Here is an 18,824-nt window from a genome sequence, read left to right as displayed (position 1 = left end):
GAGCAGCGGAAAACCCGTTGGGAAGTGTCGGTGGCGATGGCTAGTGTTTCAGCTCGTGTCTGACCAACCTCTGATCCTGGCCCGCGGTCTGGCCAAACGTTTCGGCGACTTCACCGCGGTCGACGGGATCGACGTCTCCGTGGCTCCCGGCGAGGCGTTCGGCTTCCTCGGGCCCAACGGCGCCGGCAAGTCCTCCACCATGCGGATGATCAGCTGCGTGTCGTTGCCGACGTCCGGTGAGCTGCGCATCTTCGGCATGGATCCGGCGGTCGACGGCAGCGCCATCCGGGCCAGGCTCGGAGTGTGCCCGCAGCTGGACAACCTGGACCCCGACCTGAGCGTGCGGGAGAACCTGACCACCTACGCCCGCTACTTCGGGCTGTCTCGGGCCGAGGCGCGGCGGCGGGCGGATGAGCTGCTGGAGTTCGCCCGGCTGACCGAGAAGGCCGGCAGCCGGGTGGAGCCGCTGTCGGGCGGGATGAAGCGGCGCCTGACGATCGCGCGGGCGATGGTGAACGACCCGGAGCTGGTGCTGCTCGACGAGCCGACCACCGGGCTGGACCCGCAGGCGCGGCACCTGCTGTGGGAGCGGCTGTTCCGGCTGAAGCAGCAGGGCACGACGCTGGTCCTGACGACGCACTACATGGACGAGGCGGAGCAGCTGTGCGACCGGCTGGTGGTGATGGACGGCGGGCGGATCGTCGCCGAGGGGTCGCCGCGCGCGCTCATCGAGACGTATTCGACCGCCGAGGTGGTGGAGCTGCGTTTCGGGCAGATCCGGCCGGCCGACATCGTGGGCAAGCTGGAGGGGATCGGTGAACGGGCCGACCCGCTGCCCGACCGGGTGCTGCTCTACACCGCGGACGGCGACGCGGCGGTGGCGGAGGTGACGCGGCGCGGACTGCAGCCCTCCAGCGTGCTGGTGCGCCGTTCCACATTGGAGGACGTGTTCCTGCATCTGACCGGCCGGACGCTGGTGGACTGATGGCGCATCCGACGGTGGCGGTGCTGGAGCGGAACCTGACGGTGTACCGGCGGGTGTGGCGGGCGTCGGTGATGTCCTCGTTCGTGCTGCCGGTGCTGTTCCTGCTGAGCATCGGGCTGGGGGTCGGCGGTTACGTCGGGGAGGTCGGCGGGGTCGACTACCTGGCGTGGATCGTGCCGGGGGTGCTGGCCGTCACGGCCTTCCAGATGGCCGTGGGCGAGTGCACGTACGCGGTGCTGGGCGACTTCAAGTGGGTGCGGTCCTATCACGCGATGCGGGCGACGCCGGTGGCGATCCGTGACATGATCGCCGGCTGGCTGCTGTACATCCTGCTGCGGGTGGAGATCGCGGTGGTGGTGTTCCTGGGGGTGACCGCCGCGTTCGGGGCGTTGCGCTCCCCCTGGGCGCTGGTGACGCCGCTGATCGCGGGGCTGCTCGCGCTGTCGGTGGCGGCGCCGGTGACCGCGTTCGCGGCGACGATCGAGCATGACACCTACTTCGCGTTGCTGTTCCGGTTCGTGATGATCCCCTCGACGTTGTTCGCCGGGGTGTTCTTCCCGGTGGAGCAGCTGCCGGACGTGATCAAGCCGCTGGCGTACGCGTCGCCGCTGTGGCACGCCGTGGAGCTGTGCCGGGCCGCGACGCTGGGCGGTGCTCCCCCGTGGCCGGTCCTGCTGCACGTGGCCTACCTGGCGGCGTTCGCCGTGGCGGGGCTGGCGTGGGCGGGGCGGGCCTTTCGCGCGAGACTTCAGGACTGAGGATTGATGGTTTCCACGATGCTCGCCGTGCGGCGGCTGGCGCCCCGCCGGGTCGGTGCGGTGATCAACCGGAACATGGGGGCGTTGCGTTCGGGCCCGTCGTACTGGCTGGTGCTGCTGTCGGGGTTCTTCGAGCCGCTGCTGTACCTGCTGTCCATCGGGGTGGGGGTCGGGGCGCTGGTCGGTGAGCTGCGGCTGGACAGCGGGCGGGTGGTGTCGTACGCGGTGTTCGTCGCGCCGGCGATGCTGGCGGTATCGGCGATGTCGGGTGCGCTGGCGGAGACGACGTTCAACTTCTTCTTCAAGATGAAGTATCAGAAGACGTTCGAGGCGATCCTGGCGACGCCGGTGCGGCCGATGGAGATCGCGCTGGGCGAGCTGTCGTGGGCGCTGGTCCGGGGTTCGCTGTACACGGGCGTGTTCCTGGTCGTGATGGTCGCCCTGGGGCTGGCTTCGGCGGGGTGGGCGCTGCTGGCGTTCCCGGCGACGATCCTGGTGGGGCTGGCGTTCGGCGCGGTGGGGATGGCGGTCTCGACGCTGATGCGGGGGTGGCAGGACTTCGATCTGCTGTCCACCGGCCAGTTCGCGTTGTTCCTGTTCTCCGGCACGTTCTCCCCCGTGGGCGACTATCCGGCGGTCCTGGAGGCGCTGGTGCAGGCGACGCCGCTCTACCACGCGGTGGAGTTGGTGCGCGGGGTGGTGCTCGGCGAGCTGGCGGCGGGCCTGCTGGTGCACGTGGCGTATCTGGCGGTGATGACCGTGGCGGGGCTGTTGTTCGCGGCGCGGCGGCTGGAGCGGCTGCTCTGCCCGTGACCGCGGCGGTTCTCCAGGGTTTCTTCTTCAGGCGGTGAGGGCGGCCGCGGCGAGGTCCGCGTCGGCGTCGTCGTTGTAGAGGTGGAAGGAGGCGCGGATCCGGCCTGCCCGTACGGCGGCGCGGATCCCGGCGTTCGCGAGGCGTTCGGCGGCTCCGGGGACCTCCAGGGTGACGATGGCGCTGCCGGCGGGTTCGTGGCCGAGTGCCGTGGCGAGGCGGTCGGCGAGGGCCACGTTGTGGTCGTGGATGGCGGCGACGCCGATGTCGTTGAGGAGTTCGAGGGAGATCGCGGCGCCGACCTGGCTGAACCAGGCGGGTGACAGGTCGAAGGCGCGGGCGCCGGGGGCCAGCCGCAGCGGCGGCCCGTAGTAGGAGCCGCCGGGGTCCGCTCCGGCGTACCAGTTGGCGGCGATGGGCCGCATCCGCTCGCGGACGCGGGGCGAGAGGTAGGCGTAGGCGGCGCCGCGGGGGGCCATCAGCCATTTGTAGGCGGCGCAGGCGAGCAGGTCGAAGCGGGTGGCGTCGACGGGGAGCCAGCCGCAGGCCTGGGTGGCGTCGGCGACGAGCAGCGCGTCGTGGTCGCGGGCGGCGGTGACGATGTCGTCGACGGGGGCGATCTGGCCGGTCGCGGACTGGACGACGCTGAACGCGACGAGGTGGGTGCGGGAGTCGACGGCGTCGGCGAGGCGGTCCATGGGGACGGTCCGCAGGTCGGCGCCGACGGCCCAGGGGAACAGGTTGGAGGTGAACTCCTCGGTGGGGACGAGGACCCGGGCGCCGGGCGGGAGGGCCGCGGCGAGCGGGGAGAGGAGCTGGGAGACGGTGGCGCCGACGGTGATGTCGGCGGGCGGGGCGTTCACGAGTACGGCGAACGCCTCGCGGGCGCGCTGGGTGGAGGCGTCCCACGGTTTCCAGTCGGTCAGGCCGTGCCGCCACTGCTCCAGGACCCGGGTGAGTTCGGTGTGGGCGGGCCGGGGCGGCAGGCCGTAGCTGGCGGTGTTGAGCCAGCCGGGTTCGGGATCCCACAGCGTGCGGGCGTGCGCGAGGTCCATGGCGGCACCCTACGCGAGGCTCCGCGGCGTGGCCGGGCGGGGGAAACGCTTGCCACCGTAGTCGAATGCGTGTTCCACTGAACCTCATGCGTTGGGACGCTCTGCCGTTGGTCGAAGCCGCCGCTCCCGGTCCGGTGGCGCCTCGTGCGCTGCGTGGTGCGGTGGTGCGGGAGGGTGCCGGCGTCTCGTTCCTGGAGGTGCAGGCGCGTACCGTCCTGGAGCGGGTGCCCGCGGAGTCGGGGCTGGCCGAGGGGTGGGGGGTGAGCCCGTACCGCGGGTGTGAGAACGCGTGCCGTTACTGCTCGGGGCGGGCCGGTCATCGGCGGCTGGGGCTGGATCCGGGGGCCGGGTTCGAGACGCGGATCGTGGTGCGGGCCAACGCCGCGCAGCGGCTCCGCGTGGAGCTGGCCGCGCCGCGCTGGTCCGGTGCGGGGGTGGCGGTCGGGGTCGGCGGCGACTGCTACCAGCCGGGCGAGGAGCGGTATCGGCTGATGCCGCAGATTCTGGCGGTGTTGCGGGATGCGGCGAACCCGTTCACCGTCTACACCAAGCGTCCGCTGGTGCTGCGTGACGCGGAGCGGCTGGCGGAGGCAGCGGCCGTGGCGGGCGGGCGGGTGGCGATCTCCATCGCGTTCGTCGACGAGCAGGTCCGCCGCGTCGTCGAGCCGGGGGCGCCCAGTCCGCAGCGGCGGCTGGAGCTGGTGGGTGAGCTGGTCGCGCGAGGGGTGCCGTGCGCGGTGACGATGGCGCCGATCCTGCCGTGCCTGACCGACTCCGCCGACCAGCTGGAGGCGACGGTGCGGCGGGTCGCGGCGAGCGGCGCGTCGGGTCTGGTGCCGGTGGTGTTGCGGCTGCCGCCGGGGAGCCGCGAGTGGTTCCTGGCGTGGCTGGGTGAGCGGCACCCGCGGCTGGTGCCGCGTTACGAGGAGCTGTACGCGGGGGGCGCGGACGCCGAGCGGGTCTATCGTGAGCGCATCATCGGCCAGGTGCGGCAGCTGGCCGCGGCCTTCGGTGTGGGCCGGGCCGCCCCCGAGGTCCCCGCGCCGTGTCCTCGTTCGCATCAGCTCGCGCTGGTGTGAGCGGCCTTCCCCTTGGACACGGCGCGGCTCGTCCTCTTTCGGGGTGCGGGACGGTGGGATGGGCGCCGGGGGCATGTGGGGTTGCTGTAGTCCCCTTGGCGCAGGCGCTTTACTCCTACGCCATGTCCTTGACGCCGTAACGCAGATAGACGACGCCGTTACTGAAGCGTCGCTCGTCCAGCAGCGCCAGGTCGACGCGTACGTCCGGAAAGAACGCGTTGCCGCCGCCGACGATCGCTGGTCCGGCGAAGAGGTGGTACTCGTCGACCAGCCCGGCCCGGATCGCCTGCGCCGCCAGGTTCGGCCCGGCGACGGCGATGTCGAGGTCGGCCTCGGCCTTCAGCTTCCGCACTGCCTCCGGGTCGAACGTCCGCTCGGTCCGGGTCCGTTCGCCGGCTGCCTCGTGCAGCGTCGTGGAGTAGACGATCTTTTCGGCGGCCTGCCAGATCCGCGCCCACTCCAGAATGAACGGCGCCTGGTCAGGGACCGTGTGCGCGGTCTCCCAGTAGACCATCGTCTCGTACATCCGGCGGCCGTAGAGGTACGTGCCGATCGATCGCCCGTGCTCGTTGATGAACTTGTGCGACTCCTCCTCGGGGCCGCCCCAGCCGAAGTTGCCGTCCGTATCGCTCACGTAGCCGTCGAGTGACGTGATCATCGAGTAGATGAGCTTACCCATGGTGGGTCTCCTTGCCTGTCCGGACAACGGATCTCACGTTTGATGTGCAGCTTGTCACCGACGACCCGCGCGGGGTGCTCGCGGTCATGGCCGGGCCCTTCTACTGGGTGCGTGTGACGCGGAGTCGTGCGTCGGTGACGTTGTCGAAGCGCGAATCCCCTCCCCGGATCAGGACGAAGTGTCGCCGCACGTCGGCGCAGTAGGCCAGCAGAGAGCCGGACGGCGCGAGGTCGTCGCCGGTGAGTTCCTTGCCTGTGGGGAGGCGGGCGTTGAGCAGCGTCAGGGCCGCGACGGGATCGTCGGCGGGGCCGGCGGTCGCCTCGAGGTAGAGCGCCTCGGCGCCGCCTATGGGCGCGTGGGAGTCGAAGACCGTGATGGCCACGTCTGGGCGTTCAGCGAGGTTACGGGAATGCCTGCTGTCCGGTGCCGACACCCAGACGAGCCGGTCCTCATCGCGGGCGGCGAAGAAGACGGGAGTGGCCCATGGCCGCCCTTGGCGATCGGCGGTGGCGAGCACGAGGTAGCGACTGTCGCCGAGCAGCTGGGGAACCATCGCCCACATGCCGGTCACCGGCTGCGGACCCGGTGGGTGAGGTGCTTGGCGGTGAGATCCGCACTCGGTGCGGTCATCTGCCTGTCCGTGGGCGCCGACCTGTCCGCCGCGCTCGTCGTTCGCCATCGTTCCCCTTTTGATCGTCGGCTTGCCGACACATCGTCGCGTTCGCCGCAGGGCCTCATCAATGGCGAGATCTGGAACACTTGTTCACCCATGCTGAAGAATGAGGGAGCGGTGGAGCGTCAGGACATCGAGGTGTTCCTCGTACTCGCCGAGGAACTGCACTTCGCGCGTACGGCCGAGCGCCTCCATGTCTCGGCTGCGACGATCAGCCAGACCATCGCCAAACTGGAGCGCCGGTTCGGCGCGCCGCTGTTCCGCCGCACCACCCGCCGGGTCGAGTTGACCTCGCTCGGCAGGCAGCTCCTGGACGATTTGCAGCCCGCGCACGCACAAGTCCAGGCCGCGATCGCACGAGCGACCGCGACGGGGCACGGCATCACCGGCACGCTGGAGCTGGGCTACATGTCGGCCGCGGTGGCCCAGGTCGTCCTGCCGCTCGCCGACACCTTCCGTGACCGCGTGCCCGGCCGCCGGGTGGCCATCCGCGAAACCGCGCTCGCTGACCTCTTCGGCCCCCTGCGCCGGGCAGAGGTCGACCTGTCGGTGCTGCCCTTGCCGGTCGAGGAGCCGGACCTCGTCGTCGGGCCGGTGCTGCTGTCTGAGCCGGCGATGCTCGCCGTGCCCGCGGACCATCCGCTGGCGCACCGCACCCACGTCAGCCACGATGAGATCGCACGCGAGAGGGTCTTCTTCGCCGATGCCCTGCCCGGCTACTGGATCGACCACCACCTACCGGTGCCGGACCGTCTCACCGCGTCGCTGCCCGGCTTCCAAGAGATCCTCGTCTACGTCACCTCAGGCCACGGCGTCGCCATCGTCGGCGCCCAAACGTCGAACTTCTACCCGCGTCCCGGGTTGATCTGCATCCCCATGGGAGGCGACGCCACGTTCGACTATGCCCTGGTCTGGCGCACCGACCGGCTCAGAAGCATCGCCGAGGCCTTTCTCCGCCACATCACGCCGCTGACGGGTAGCTGAGCGATGGGCCGCTTCCGGACCGGCGAGTCGGCCAGCTCGTTTCAGTAACGGGCGCACTTCGGGAACGGGCACCTACTCCATCGGCCCCCGCCACCGACGCCCGGCGCTGCGAGCTCGGAGCGGTCGGTCAGCAGGTGCGCCACCTTCTGCCACGTCAGCGCAGTGGCGCTGGTCCGGGCCGTGGCCACCATCCTGGGTGGGCGCTCCCGGCCGGATCGTCTTGGCCGCCATCGGATTGTTACGATCGGCCGGTGATGATTCGTCCTGGTGGGCTGGCCGATGTCCCGGCGGTGCTGGCCATGTTCGACAGTGCCGTGGCGTGGCTGGCCGCGCGGGGGCGGACCGGGCAGTGGGGCGGGGTGCCGTTCTCCGCGCAGCCGAGGCGGATCGAGACGATCAGCGGGTGGGCCGCGGGGGACGGTATGCGGATCGCCGAGGTCGGCGGTGAGCCGGCCGGGTGCATGGTGGTGGGCGGGCCGGTGGAGTACGTCGCGCCCGCGCCGGAGCCGGAGCTGTACGTGCAGGGGCTGGTGATCGACCAGCGGTTCGCCGGTCACGGTGTCGGCGGGGCGTTGCTGGAGCACGCCGTGGTGGAGGCGGGGCGGCTGGGGGTCGGGTTGCTGCGGGTGGACTGCTACGCGGGTGACGACGGCCGGCTGGTGCGTTACTACGAGGGGCAGGGTTTCACCCGGGCGGAGCCGTTCAGGGTCGGGGCGTGGCCGGGGCAGGTCCTGCAGCGCCAGGTGGTGCTGCAGGACCGGTGAGGCTGTGGGGTGTGACGCGGCGGGGTCGCCCGGGCGGCGTCAGGAGAGGGCGCTGCCCTTCTTCCATTCCTTGAACGACATCTGCCAGAAGCCCCAGCCGTTGTTCCACTCCAGTGCCCGGTCGGTGCCCTTGACGACCACGGGGTCGCCGCGCTGGGAGGTTTCGTAGAACCATTTGGCCTGGTCGGGGCGGGCGTTGACGCAGCCGTGGCTGACGTTCTGCCGTCCTTGGGCCCACACGTTGTTCTTGGCGTGGACGTATTCGCCGGAGTTGGAGATGCGCACGGCGTGGTTGATGAGGACCTTGTAGTAGCCGGGGTCGCCCTTCTTACGGCCGGGCGATTCCATCCAGACGGGGTTGACGGATTCCATCGTCAGGTGGACGCCGCTGGTGGTGGTGTACTCGCGGGTGGTGGCCATGCCCGCGCTGATGAGCATCTTCTTGACGGTCTTGCCGTCTCTGGTGACGTTCATCGTCTTCTTGCGGGTGTCGACGGTGCTGATCTGGCGGGCGCCGATGGTGATGACCTTGGTGAAGTCCTTCATGCCGTACATGTCCTTGGCGCCGCGCACGCCTTCCAGGTTGGCCCGCAGGGTGACCTTCTGGTGGGCGGGCCAGAACTTCGCGGTGCGGTAGATGACGCGGGTGTCGTCGATCCAGCGCCAGGCGCCGTCGACGGACTTCTCCGCGTCGACCTCCAGGGCCTTCTCGACGGAGCGCCGGTCGCTGACCGGCTGGTTGAAGGTGAGGATGATCGGCGCCCCCACGCCGACCTTCTCCCCCTTCTGGCTGGGTGTGACGTCGGCGACGGCGAGCTGGCGGGCGGGCTTCAACGTCTTGAAGACGCTGGCGGCTTCCGCGGGGCCGCCGTCGCCTGCGGCGGTCGCGGCGACGTTGTACGTGGTCGCGGGCTTCAGCGTGCCCTTGGACACCCAGCGGCTCTTGGCGTCGTCGAACGTGCCCTCGACCTCCTCGCCGCCTGCCGTGACGGTCACCGTCTGCAGGGCGCCGCCGGTGGCGGCCACGACCACGCGCTTGTCGGGGCGCACCTTGGTGCTGCCCTCGACAGGGCTGATCTTGATGACGGGCGCGGGCGCGGCCGGCGTGGTCTCCTCGGAGGAGGCGGGCGTCGTGGTGGCCCCGCTGTTGGAGCACGAGGCGGTCAGCACAGCGGCCGCGGCCACGGCGAGGCACGCGAGTGGCTTCTTCAGGCGACGGTCAACGGCAGGCAAAAGGATCTCCCCCAGCAAAGCAAAGCACGTCTAAACCTTAATGTGGTTTCCGACTCCAACGCACATCAATTGGGGGGAAGCCAGCGTATTTTGGGCGATGTCCAAAGTCAATCTTGGGTCAGTCCGAAGTAAGGTCCGCGTCAAGAATCGCTGCTTCCCTTCTCTTGTTGACGCTTCAACCAGTCAGAAAGTTCACGGTCTTCCGTTACGGGATGGTTTGCAGGCGGTGCGTCAGGCCGGTGTGGCGGCGGCCGGCGCCGCGGGTGCGGATCGCCTGGGCCAGGGCGCGGCGCGACCCGACGATCACGACGAGCCTCTTGGCGCGGGTGACGGCGGTGTAGAGCAGGTTGCGCTGGAGCATCATCCAGGCGGAGGTGGCCAGCGGGATGACGACGGCGGGATACTCGCTGCCCTGGGAGCGGTGGATGGACACCGCGTAGGCGTGGGCGAGTTCGTCGAGTTCGTCGAAGGCGTACTCCACGCTCTCCTCCTCATCGGTCAGCACGGTGAGGTTGTGGTCGTCGGGGCGGATGTCGGTGACGACGCCGACCGTGCCGTTGAACACCCCGGCGGCGCCTTTGTCGTAGTTGTTGCGCAACTGGGTGACCTTGTCGCCGATGCGGAACACCCGCCCGCCGTACCGGCGTTCGGGCATGCCCTCCCTGGCCGGGGTGATGGCCTCCTGCAGGGCGGTGTTCAGCGCGCCCGCGCCGGCCGCGCCGCGGTGCATCGGGGCCAGGACCTGCACGTCGCGGCGGGCGCTGAGGCCGAATCGGGCGGGGATGCGGCGGGCGACCACGTCGACGGTGAGCGCCGCGATCTCCTCGGGTTCCTCGCACGGGAACAGGAAGAAGTCGTCCATGCCCTCCAGGACGGGGTGCAGGCCGGTGTTGACCCGGTGGGCGTTGACGACGACGCCCGACTGGCGGGCCTGGCGGAAGATCTGCGTCAGCCGTACGCGGGGGATCTGCGGGGCGGCCAGCAGGTCGCGCAGGACCTCCCCGGCGCCGACCGAGGGGAGCTGGTCCACGTCGCCGACGAACAGCAGGTGGGCGCCCGGCGCGACGGCCTTGACCAGCTTGTTGGCGAGCAGCAGGTCGAGCATGGACGCCTCGTCGACGACGACGAGGTCGGCGTCCAGGGGGTGGTCCCGGTCGAAGGAGGCGTCGCCGCCGGGGCGCAGCTGGAGCAGGCGGTGCACGGTGGTGGCCTCGTGGCCGGTCAGCTCGGCCAGGCGTTTGGCGGCGCGGCCGGTGGGGGCGGCGAGGATCACCCTGGCCTTCTTGGCGTGGGCCAGGGTGAGGACCGAGCGGACCGTGAAGGACTTGCCGCAGCCGGGGCCGCCGGTGAGGACCGCGACCTTGGAGGTCAGCGCCAGCCGTACGGCGTCGGCCTGTTCGGGGGCGAGGTCGGCGCCGGTGCGGGTCCGCAGCCAGGACAGGGCGCGGTCCCAGTCGGCCGTGGCGAAGCCCGGCATCCGGTCGCGGCCGGTGTTCAGCAGGGTCAGCAGGGAACCGGCCAGCGACTGCTCGGCCCGCTGGAAGGGCACCAGGTAGACGGCGGGCACCACGTTCTCGCCGGTGGGCACGTCCTCGCGGACGACTCCCTGCTCGGCGACGAGTTCCTCCAGGCAGGCGGCGACCAGTCCGGCGGGCACGTCGAGGATCTTCACGGCGTCGGTGACGAGGTTGGGGACCGGCAGGTAGCAGTGGCCGTCGTCGGCGGCCTCCGACAGGGTGTGACGCAGCCCGGCCTTGACCCGGTCGGGGCTGTCGTGCGGGATGCCGACGGCCTGGGCGATGGTGTCGGCGGTCTTGAAGCCGATCCCCCACACGTCGGCGGCCAGCCGGTACGGCTCGCCGCGGACGACCGCGATGGACGCCTCGCCGTACTGCTTGAAGATGCGCACCGCGATGGAGGTGGACACGCCGACACCCTGCAGGAAGATCATCACCTCTTTGATGATCTTCTGCTCCTCCCAGGCCGCGGCGATCAGCCTGGTCCGCTTGGGGCCGAGGCCCGGCACCTCGGCCAGTCGCCCCGGCTCCTTCTCGATGATCTCCAGGGTGGCGGTCCCGAAGTGGTCCACGATGCGCTCCGCCATCTTCGGGCCGATTCCCTTGATCAGCCCGGAGCCGAGGTATCGCTGGATGCCCTGCACGGTGGCGGGCAGCACGGTCAGGTAGGACCACACCTCGAACTGCCGGCCGTAACGGGGGTGGGAGGTCCAGCGGCCGGTCAGCCGCAGCGACTCCCCCACCTGCGCGCCGAGCAGCGGCCCCACGACCGTGATCAGCTCGGACCCGGTGCGGGCCCCGGCGACGCGGGCGATGGTGTAGCCGGTCTCCTCGTTGGCGTAGGTGATCCGTTCGAGGACCGCGTCGAGCACCGCGCCGGGCGGGCCGGGAGGGGTGGCCATGGCGGGTATTCTCCCGCACCCGCGGTCGCGGTCGCATTCGGCCCGTGGCGGTCGGCCGCCGACCGGGCCCGCGTGGTGAACCCGGACTCGGCGGTCACCGACTCCGGATCTACGTTGGCCCCTTTCCGGCTTATCCTGCCTGCCTCCGCACTAGGGTCGAGCGGAGACCGCAGGGGCGGAAAACGGGAGGTCCGATGGGGCAGGTTCGGGGCGACACGGCACGGGCGCTGCTGCGCAGGATCGCCGTGGAGCAGGCCGAGTGCCGGCTGCCTTCGCTGGCGGCGGCGCTGGTCCGCGGCGGGGAGATCGTCTGGTACGGCTCGCGCGGCTCGGTACGCGGTGCGCAGCCCTCGGCCGTCACCCAGTACCGCATCGGGTCGATCACCAAGTCGATGGTGGCGACCATGGTGATGCGGCTGCGCGACGAGGGCCGGGTGAACCTGCTGGACCCGATCGGCAAGCACCTGCCCGACGCGCACGCCGGCGAGGTCACCGTCGCCCAGCTGCTGTCGCACACCTCCGGGCTGACGGCCGAGTCGCCCGGCCCGTGGTGGGAGCGGACTCCGGGGCTGGCCGCCGAGGAACTGCTCGGCGCGCTCGGCCCGGAGGTGTCCCGGCATCGGCCCGGCCGCCGCTTCCACTACTCCAACCTGGGGTACGCGCTGCTCGGCGAGCTCGTCGCCCGCCTGCGGGGAGTGCCGTGGGAGGCGGCCGTCACCGGTGAGGTGCTGCTCCCGCTCGGTATGACCGGCACCACGCCGCGGCCCCGCGACCCGCACGCCACCGGGTACGCCGTCCATCCGTGGGCGGACGTGCTGCTGCCCGAGCCCGAGCACGACGGCGGGGCGATGGGCGCGGCGGGGCAGCTCTGGTCCACGCCCGCCGACCTGGCGCGCTGGGCGGCGTTCGTCGCGGGCGACACCGGCGGGATCCTGCGGGAGGACACGCTGGCGGAGATGCGCGAGCCGGTCAGCGTCGACGACGGCGACGCGTGGACCGGCGGGTTCGGCCTGGGCGTGCAGCTGGCCCGCGACCGGGGCCGCCGGCTGGCCGGGCACGGCGGGTCGATGCCGGGGTTTCTGGCCTCGGTGTGGGCCGACCCCGCCGACGGGGTCGGGGCGCTGTTCATGGCGAACACCACCGCCGGGATGTCGCGGACGCTGCTGAGCGACATGCTGGCGATCCTCGACGAGCACGAGCCGCGGCTGCCGGAGGAGTGGGTCCCGGTGACGGCCGACCCGGACCTGCTGGAGCTCGCCGGGCCGTGGTACTGGGGGCCCGCGCCGTACGCGCTGCGGCTGCTGCCCGAGCGCGGCCTGCTGCTGTCCCCGGTCGCGGGCCTGGGCCGGGCGTCCCGTTTCGTGGCGCGCGACGACGGCACGTGGCTGGGCCTGGACGGCTACTACGCCGGGGAGACGCTCCGCGTGGTACGGCAGGGCGGCGTCGTCTACCTCGACCTCAACACGTTCGTGTTCACCCGCGCCCCCTACGACCCGGCGGCGCCGGTCCCGGGCGGCGTCGACCCCGGCGGGTGGCGGTAGACCCCTCTATATGCCAGAACGGCTGCCTGGAACTGGCCGGCGAGCGCGACGCGGCGCTGACGGCCTGGCGGGAGCACATCGCCGCGCTGGCCGGGCGGCTGACCGGCCGCTGAACCCCGGCCGCCGGAACACCGCGCACGGGCCGTATCCTTGCCCGGTGACAGCCGAGATGATCACTGAGCGGGAGCTGAACCGGGCGCTGCTGGCCCGGCAGGGGCTGCTGGAGCGGATGCCCGGGCCGCCCGGCAGGATCGTGGAGGCGGCCGGCGCCCTGCAGATGCAGTACTGGCCGGCGCTCGGCCCCGCCCTGTGGAGCCGGATGAGCGGCCTGGACGCGGCCGAGCCGTACCGGGCGCACGCGAGCGGGGAGTTGCTGACCGGCACGCTGCTGCGGGGCACCATCCACACCGTCTCCGCCGCGCAGTACCCCGCCTACGCCACCGTCGCCGCCGCCTCCAAGGCAGGCCGGTGGCGGCGCACCGACGGCGAGCCGCACCCGGAGGTGACCCGGTTGCTGCGGGACCTCCTCGACCACGCCGCCGAACCCCGCAGCGCCGACGAGCTGAACGCGTTCTTCGAGTCCTGGGCCGCCCGGCACCCGGGTGTGATCGGCGACGAGGAGCTGGCCTGGCAGCGCGCCGCCAAGTGGCGGCCGTTGCGGTCCGGGGTCGGCCTGGTGCGGGTCCCGGCCACCGGCCCGTGGGGGCCGAAGACCCCCGCCGCGCTGCTCGCCGCGCCCGCGGCGGAGCCGCCTGCCGTCTCCGACGCGCTCGACACCGTGATCCGCTGCCATCTGCGGGCGTTCGGCCCGGCCGCCGCCGACGACGTCGCCCACTGGATCGGCTGGAACCTCACCCCGGTCCGGGCCGCGCTGAGCCGGATGGCCGACCTGCTCACCTTCACCGACGAGGCCCGGCGGACCCTGTACGACCTGCCGGACGCGCCCCGGCCCGGCGCGGACGTCCCCGCCCCGGTGCGGCTGCTCCCCTGGTTCGACAGCGTCCTGCTCGCCTACCACCCGAAACACCGGACCAGGGTGCTGCCCGACGCCTACCGGGACATCGTCTACATCAAGGTCAACGGGCAGCTCAAACCCACCTTCCTGATCGATGGGCGGGTCGCGGGCATGTGGTCGATCGCGAACGGGCGGGGCGCGGCCACCCTCACCCTCACCCCGCTGGGGCCGCTCACCGCCTCCGACCGCGACGCGCTGCTCATCGAGGCGGAGCGCCTGCTGGCCTTCTGCCGTCCCGAGGCCGAGGCGCAGCACGTGCGTATGGCTCCCCCGGAGTAGCCTGATCCGTCCCCGGAGGTCGCCTTCGAACTGTTCCTCCGCTGATCGTCGCGCTGGTCAAACCACGCACGCGGCGGGCCGTTCGGCCTGGACGTAGGCGAGCAGGACCGGCAGGTCGCCCTCGTCCAGCCGGTGGAAGCCGGCCGCAGGGATCAGGTCGGCGAGCAGATCCATGGGCCGCTGCCGCATCGCCGGGCCCGGCAGCATTCCCACCAGCCGGGCGAGCAGCGGGCTTGCCGGTGGACGGAACTCGGCGATCAGCAGCCGCCCGCCCGGCCGCAGCACCCGGAACATCTCCCGCACCGCGGCACCGCGCTCGGCGGCCGGCATGTGGTGCACGGCCAGGCTGGAGACCACCACGTCGACGGACGCGTCGGGCAGGTCCAGGGCCTGACCCTCGCCCACCAGGTAGGAGCAGTTGCCCGGGGCGCGCCGCCGGGCGTGCTCGATCATCGGCGGCGAGGGGTCGATGCCGGTCACCTGCCCGGCGGGGCCGACGACCGGGGCCAGGATCCGGGTCAGGTAGCCGGTGCCGCAGCCGACGTCGAGCACCCTGTCACCGGGGCGGGTCCCGGACAGCGTCGCCAGGCGGGTGAAGATCTCCCGCCGCCGCCCGAGGAAACCGATCTCCGCCACGAACTCGTAGGCGCGTGGGTGGTCGATCGTTCCGCCGGCGTCGGTATGACCATGAAGCGGCTTGCCCGATCCCATCACATCTCTCCTCTCGAACAATGCGTTCGTTCAAGAATGGCGTCTTTCCCGCCGGCTCACGCCCGGCCGCGGTTCGTCGTCACGCGGGCGAGTGCGAAACCGGCACGCCGGGCGGCGTGGCGTTCGTCCCCTGCGCAGGGGCGCCGGCGGTGTCGAGGGTCAGGCGAATGAGGCGGCGGTCCTTCGCGCTCGCGTCGTCGCGGTGGTGACCGCCGGCATCACCCGGCAGTGCCTGAACCTCGGCCTGCCCGACGGGATCACCGTCGAGCAGGCCGAGGTGCTGCCGGTCGTCACGCCCCGGGGCCGGACTCGTGGATGACGGCGCGGACCTCCATGGCCGCGTACTTCGCGTCCGGCCATCTCGCCGCGATCTCCGTAGCCCGCTCCAGCGAATCCACGTCCACGACGATGTGGCCCGCGAAGTGCTCCTTGGCCTCGGTGAACGGGCCGTCGGTGATCGCCGTGGCTCCGTTGCGGACCCGTACCGTCCTGGTCTCGGACGGATCGGCCAACGCCTCGCCGCGGACGAGCTCACCCGACTTGGTGAGTTCCCGCATGATGGTGTCCACATCGGCCATCAGCGCGTCGCGCTCGGCGTCGGGCAGCTCGCCCACGTAGCCGGGGCGGTTGTGGATCAGCAGCATGTACTTCATCGTTCGGCTCCTCGCCGTGTGTTTCCTGCGTTCTCGTGAGCTGGTCGGAGCAGTACCGGCGTTCTCGACATCGACTCGCGATGGATTTCTCCGGAGGATTTCCCGGCCCATGTAAAGGTGCCCGGGTTCGCTCCGACTCTCTCATGTCGGCGCGGGCATGTCGGCGCGGGCCGCACGCGGTCGCGGTGATCAGCGATGCCCTTTTCGCTGGTGGGGCTGGTCGGCAGGGCCCTCGGCGGGCTGACGCCGGCCCGCTCCCGCCGCGCCGGCTGACCGGTTTTCGCGGCCGGGGGACACACGGCTGTCCCCCGGCGGCCGGTCGTGGTCAACGTGGTGAGGTGCTCAGCCTGCGGCCCCGCAGAACACCTTGATGGCGATGCCCATGACCTCTTGCGTGGACGGGTTGCGGGTCGAGGGGTTGATCGACATGGTCAGGGCCTTGCCCGAGTCGGCGCGGAACGCGAACGTCTGGTACCCGATCAGTTCGCCGCTGTGCCCCCACACCTTGCCGCACGGCAGCGTGTACGACTGCAGGCCGAGGCCGTAGCCGAATCCGGCGCGCGTCTCGACGGTCGTGCGCATGGCCCGCAGCGACGCGGCGCTGGTCAGCTTGCCGCCCAGCAGCGCGGACATGAACCGCTCCAGGTCCGCCGTGGTCGAGATCATCTCTCCCGCGGCCCAGTCGAGGGAGGGATTCATCCGCGTCGCGTCCACGAGGTGGGGCATCGCCTCATACCCCTTGGCGTGCGGCGACGGGACCCCCGCCCGATCGCCCGGCACCACGGTGTGGCGCAGCCCCAGTGGGCGCAGGATGCGGCGCTCGACCTCTTCGCCGTAGGTACGGCCCGTCAGCTTCTCCACCAGCAACCCGAGCACCACGTAGTTGGTGTTGGAGTAGTGCCACTTGTCATCATCGGGCAGCTTCTTGGCGAAGGCCACCTTGAGCAGTTCCCGCGGCTGGTAGGAGCGGAACCGCGCGTCGCCGCGCCACCGGTTGGTCGAGTATCCCGGCTCACTCATGTAGTCGTACAGATGGCTGGTGTGGTTGAGCAGGTGGCGAACCGTGATGCGTTTCCCGTCCGGTACCAAGCCCGGCATGTACTGATCGATGGGCTCGTCGAGCCGTACCTTGCCCTCGTCCACGAGCTGGAGCACCACGGTCGCGACGAACGTCTTGGTGACGCTGCCGATCCGGAAGTGCCCGCCGGGCGAGGGCCGCCCGTCGCGCTTGATGTCGCGCACTCCCACCGCTCCGGACCAGGTCCGGTCGCCGTCGGAGGCCCGCGCCAGAGCGGCTGTCGCCCCCTTGCCCGCCACGATCTTCTCCAACTCGGGACCCACCCCGGCGCCCGGGCCACCTGCCGCAACTGTCAGCGCTACCAGCACGTTCATCATCGTCTGCATCATGGGCTCAACGCTATGGAAGGCCGATCCGCGGCAGAATGGGGTGCTCCGCCTGTTCCTCCTGCGGAAAACCACAGCCGGAGGCCGGACGAGCGGCGATCAAGGCCTTCGCGAGCGGCAGATGACAGCCGTGGTCGGCTGTCCGGCTCTGCGTGGTGCCTGGTAGCGTTCCTCTGCACGTGACCGACCCGAGGAGGTGAGACCCATTACCGCTGTATCAGGCTGGGTGCTCTCCTCCCCCATGGTTGTGCGGTCCATCTGACATAGGTGGCCCGGGAGCGCCCGCAGGCATCCCGAAAGGCAACGAACCTATGCGCTTCACCTCGCAGACGACCTCGAACGGCGTCTCGGAACGTCTCTTCAACCTCGACGACATCCCCGGTGTGCTCTGGTCACCCGCCGATGCCGCCGGTAGCCGTCCCCTGGTGCTGCTGGGCCATGGCGGCGGCCAGCACAAGCAGGCGGCGGGCCTGGTGGCCCGCGCGCACCGCTACGTGACGGCCTGCGGCTTCGCGGTGGCGGCCATCGACGTGCCTGGGCACGGCGGCCGGCCGAGAACCGAACAGGACGAACGGTTCACCGCAGGCATCGGTGAACGGCTGGCTGCAGGCGAGCCCCTCGGCCCGCATATCGCCCGGCACAACGCCGCGCTGGCGGCGCGGGCGATTCCCGAGTGGCAGGCGACCCTGGACGCCCTGCAGAAACTCGACTGCGTCGGCGCGGGCGGGCCGGTGGGGTTCTGGGGCGTGTCGCTGGGCAGCGCGATCGGCGTGCCGTTCACCGCGGCCGAATCGAGGATCACCGCCGCCGTCTTCGGTCTCGCGGGTCACGAAACTCTGGCCGAGGCGGCGGCCCGGATCACCGTGCCGGTCGAGTTCCTGCTGCAGTGGGACGACGAGATGGTTCCGCGTGACTCGGGCTTGGCGCTGTTCGGCGCCTTCGCCTCTCCCGAGAAGACGCTGCACGCCAACCCCGGCCGGCACGCGGGCGTGCCCGCGTTCGAACTGGAGAGCTCGGAGCGCTTCTTCACCCGTCACCTCCTCGAAGGTGGCGCTTCTGCGGAGTTTGCTGGGTAGAGCGCCCGTTCCGACGGGTCCTGACGCTGTGGGGTGTGAGAATCGAACGGTTCTCAACACCCCGCAGGTCCAGGCCGGGCCGGCCGGGCTCAGGGCCGGCGGGTCCACTCGTCAGCGAGGTCGACGAGCCGGTCGAGGGCGGCCTCGACCCGTGCCTTGTCGCCGGTGGTCAGGTAGTCGAGTTGCAGGCCGGCGTACGCGGCGTTGAGCAGGGTCGCGTTGGCGCGGGCGACGTCGTCGGGGACGCCGTGGGCTCGTAGCGCCTCGGCCACGAACTCGGCACGGTCGCCGAGCATCGTGGGCACGTACGCCCCGGTGAGCCGACCGGCGGCGGCCAGGCCCTCGATCTCGTGGAGCAGCCGGATCAGCGGCAGATGGTCGCCGGTCAGGTGCCAGTCCCAGGAGGCCCGGACGACGGCGCCGAGGCTGCGGCCCTCCTCCCAGCCCGGCAGGGCCTGGAGCCGGTCACGCTGCCGCTGGTCGAGATGCTCGAGCACGGCGGCGATCAGGTCGTCCTTGGTGGCGAAGTGGTGGGTGAGCACCGAGGTGCTCCGCCCGAGGGCCTGGGCCAGCGGGCGCAGGGAAAGCCCGGCGACGCCGTGGGCGGTCAGGTGCCCGATGATCGCGTCGAGCAGCTCGGTACGGCGCTGCGGATCACGGGGCCTGGCCATGACGACTCCCTCCGGGTCGGGGTTCATCCGGCGA

Annotated in this window: 20 protein-coding genes; 11 read left to right on the top strand and 9 right to left on the bottom strand. The window is 71.3% G+C overall.

What is annotated here, in order from left to right; all coding sequences use genetic code 11:
- Window positions 1-55 precede the first annotated feature (55 nt).
- The 3 genes from MBA17_RS09645 to MBA17_RS09635 are packed head-to-tail and all read left to right on the top strand — an operon-like array spanning window position 56 to window position 2,556.
- Entirely contained in the window at window positions 56-985 is a 930-nt protein-coding gene (locus MBA17_RS09645; protein WP_238495965.1) for an ABC transporter ATP-binding protein, read from the top strand.
- The gene (locus MBA17_RS09640; protein WP_238495964.1) at window positions 985-1,743 is read left to right on the top strand and encodes an ABC transporter permease; all 759 of its coding nucleotides are present in this window, start codon (window positions 985-987) and stop codon (window positions 1,741-1,743) included. Before MBA17_RS09645 ends, MBA17_RS09640 begins: the two co-directional genes overlap by 1 nt.
- A 6-nt stretch (window positions 1,744-1,749) precedes the next feature.
- Complete coding sequence (locus MBA17_RS09635; RefSeq protein ID WP_238495963.1) at window positions 1,750-2,556, top strand: ABC transporter permease; 807 nt, start codon at window positions 1,750-1,752, stop codon at window positions 2,554-2,556.
- Window positions 2,557-2,583: 27 nt separating this feature from the next.
- On the opposite strand, the gene MBA17_RS09630 is transcribed toward MBA17_RS09635, so the two are convergent.
- Entirely contained in the window at window positions 2,584-3,609 is a 1,026-nt protein-coding gene (locus MBA17_RS09630) for an aminotransferase class V-fold PLP-dependent enzyme (protein WP_238495962.1), read from the bottom strand.
- A 65-nt stretch (window positions 3,610-3,674) separates the two neighbouring features.
- On the opposite strand from MBA17_RS09630, the gene MBA17_RS09625 reads away from it, so the two are divergent.
- A complete protein-coding gene (locus MBA17_RS09625) occupies window positions 3,675-4,688 on the top strand; it encodes a radical SAM protein (protein ID WP_238495960.1) in 1,014 nt (337 codons plus the stop codon).
- A 115-nt stretch (window positions 4,689-4,803) separates the two neighbouring features.
- Here MBA17_RS09625 and MBA17_RS09620 read toward each other — a convergent pair whose 3' ends face one another.
- Both MBA17_RS09620 and MBA17_RS09615 read right to left on the bottom strand, forming a co-directional pair.
- Entirely contained in the window at window positions 4,804-5,367 is a 564-nt protein-coding gene (locus tag MBA17_RS09620; RefSeq protein WP_238495959.1) for a dihydrofolate reductase family protein, read from the bottom strand.
- A gap of 100 nt (window positions 5,368-5,467) precedes the next feature.
- Window positions 5,468-5,920: a pyridoxamine 5'-phosphate oxidase family protein gene (locus tag MBA17_RS09615; RefSeq protein ID WP_238495957.1), complete on the bottom strand. Its 453-nt coding sequence runs from the start codon at window positions 5,918-5,920 to the stop codon at window positions 5,468-5,470.
- A gap of 51 nt (window positions 5,921-5,971) precedes the next feature.
- Here MBA17_RS09615 and MBA17_RS09610 point away from each other — a divergent pair, with 51 nt between their 5' ends.
- On the top strand, window positions 5,972-7,024 hold the full coding sequence (locus MBA17_RS09610) for a LysR family transcriptional regulator (protein ID WP_238495956.1): 1,053 nt from the start codon (window positions 5,972-5,974) through the stop codon (window positions 7,022-7,024).
- Window positions 7,025-7,278: 254 nt separating this feature from the next.
- Window positions 7,279-7,788, top strand: a complete 510-nt coding sequence (locus tag MBA17_RS09605; RefSeq protein WP_238496248.1) for a GNAT family N-acetyltransferase — start codon at window positions 7,279-7,281, stop codon at window positions 7,786-7,788.
- A 39-nt stretch (window positions 7,789-7,827) separates the two neighbouring features.
- On the opposite strand, the gene MBA17_RS09600 is transcribed toward MBA17_RS09605, so the two are convergent.
- Both MBA17_RS09600 and recD2 read right to left on the bottom strand, forming a co-directional pair.
- Entirely contained in the window at window positions 7,828-9,021 is a 1,194-nt protein-coding gene (locus MBA17_RS09600; protein ID WP_238495954.1) for a L,D-transpeptidase, read from the bottom strand.
- Between the two features lie 205 nt (window positions 9,022-9,226).
- Complete coding sequence (recD2, locus tag MBA17_RS09595; RefSeq protein ID WP_238495953.1) at window positions 9,227-11,440, bottom strand: SF1B family DNA helicase RecD2; 2,214 nt, start codon at window positions 11,438-11,440, stop codon at window positions 9,227-9,229.
- A 194-nt stretch (window positions 11,441-11,634) separates the two neighbouring features.
- Here recD2 and MBA17_RS09590 point away from each other — a divergent pair, with 194 nt between their 5' ends.
- The 3 genes from MBA17_RS09590 to MBA17_RS09585 all read left to right on the top strand — a co-directional run bounded on the left by MBA17_RS09590 (window position 11,635) and on the right by MBA17_RS09585 (window position 14,275).
- On the top strand, window positions 11,635-12,981 hold the full coding sequence (locus MBA17_RS09590) for a serine hydrolase domain-containing protein (protein ID WP_238495952.1): 1,347 nt from the start codon (window positions 11,635-11,637) through the stop codon (window positions 12,979-12,981).
- Window positions 12,972-13,094, top strand: coding sequence for a hypothetical protein (locus MBA17_RS49300; protein WP_274385193.1), 123 nt, complete (start codon window positions 12,972-12,974; stop codon window positions 13,092-13,094). Before MBA17_RS09590 ends, MBA17_RS49300 begins: the two co-directional genes overlap by 10 nt.
- Before the next feature lie 116 nt (window positions 13,095-13,210).
- The gene (locus tag MBA17_RS09585; RefSeq protein ID WP_274385209.1) at window positions 13,211-14,275 is read left to right on the top strand and encodes a winged helix DNA-binding domain-containing protein; all 1,065 of its coding nucleotides are present in this window, start codon (window positions 13,211-13,213) and stop codon (window positions 14,273-14,275) included.
- 57 nt (window positions 14,276-14,332) lie between these two features.
- On the opposite strand, the gene MBA17_RS09580 is transcribed toward MBA17_RS09585, so the two are convergent.
- Window positions 14,333-14,986 carry a class I SAM-dependent methyltransferase gene (locus MBA17_RS09580; RefSeq protein WP_238495950.1) on the bottom strand — a complete coding sequence of 218 codons (654 nt, stop codon included), beginning with the start codon at window positions 14,984-14,986 and terminating at the stop codon, window positions 14,333-14,335.
- A 91-nt stretch (window positions 14,987-15,077) separates the two neighbouring features.
- Between MBA17_RS09580 and MBA17_RS09575 the strand changes: the two genes are divergently transcribed.
- Window positions 15,078-15,305 carry a hypothetical protein gene (locus tag MBA17_RS09575; protein ID WP_238495949.1) on the top strand — a complete coding sequence of 76 codons (228 nt, stop codon included), beginning with the start codon at window positions 15,078-15,080 and terminating at the stop codon, window positions 15,303-15,305.
- Here the strand turns inward: MBA17_RS09575 and MBA17_RS09570 are convergent.
- Both MBA17_RS09570 and MBA17_RS09565 read right to left on the bottom strand, forming a co-directional pair.
- A complete protein-coding gene (locus MBA17_RS09570) occupies window positions 15,277-15,639 on the bottom strand; it encodes a YciI family protein (protein ID WP_238495948.1) in 363 nt (120 codons plus the stop codon). The two genes, MBA17_RS09575 and MBA17_RS09570, sit on opposite strands and share 29 nt — an antisense overlap.
- Before the next feature lie 342 nt (window positions 15,640-15,981).
- Window positions 15,982-17,046 (bottom strand): serine hydrolase domain-containing protein, encoded by a 1,065-nt coding sequence (locus tag MBA17_RS09565; protein ID WP_238495947.1) that lies wholly within the window; start codon window positions 17,044-17,046, stop codon window positions 15,982-15,984.
- A 308-nt stretch (window positions 17,047-17,354) separates the two neighbouring features.
- Between MBA17_RS09565 and MBA17_RS09560 the strand changes: the two genes are divergently transcribed.
- Complete coding sequence (locus MBA17_RS09560; RefSeq protein WP_238495946.1) at window positions 17,355-18,119, top strand: dienelactone hydrolase family protein; 765 nt, start codon at window positions 17,355-17,357, stop codon at window positions 18,117-18,119.
- Between the two features lie 89 nt (window positions 18,120-18,208).
- Here the strand turns inward: MBA17_RS09560 and MBA17_RS09555 are convergent, their stop codons facing one another.
- Complete coding sequence (locus MBA17_RS09555; protein WP_238495945.1) at window positions 18,209-18,817, bottom strand: TetR/AcrR family transcriptional regulator; 609 nt, start codon at window positions 18,815-18,817, stop codon at window positions 18,209-18,211.
- Window positions 18,818-18,824 lie beyond the last annotated feature (7 nt).

Origin of the sequence: Dolomitihabitans soli (genome assembly GCF_022213955.1) — a bacterium.
Classification (GTDB): domain Bacteria; phylum Actinomycetota; class Actinomycetes; order Streptosporangiales; family Streptosporangiaceae; genus Streptosporangium_A; species Streptosporangium_A soli.
The sequence above is the reverse complement of the archived record's forward strand: the minus strand, read 5'-3'. Positions and strand labels throughout refer to the sequence as shown.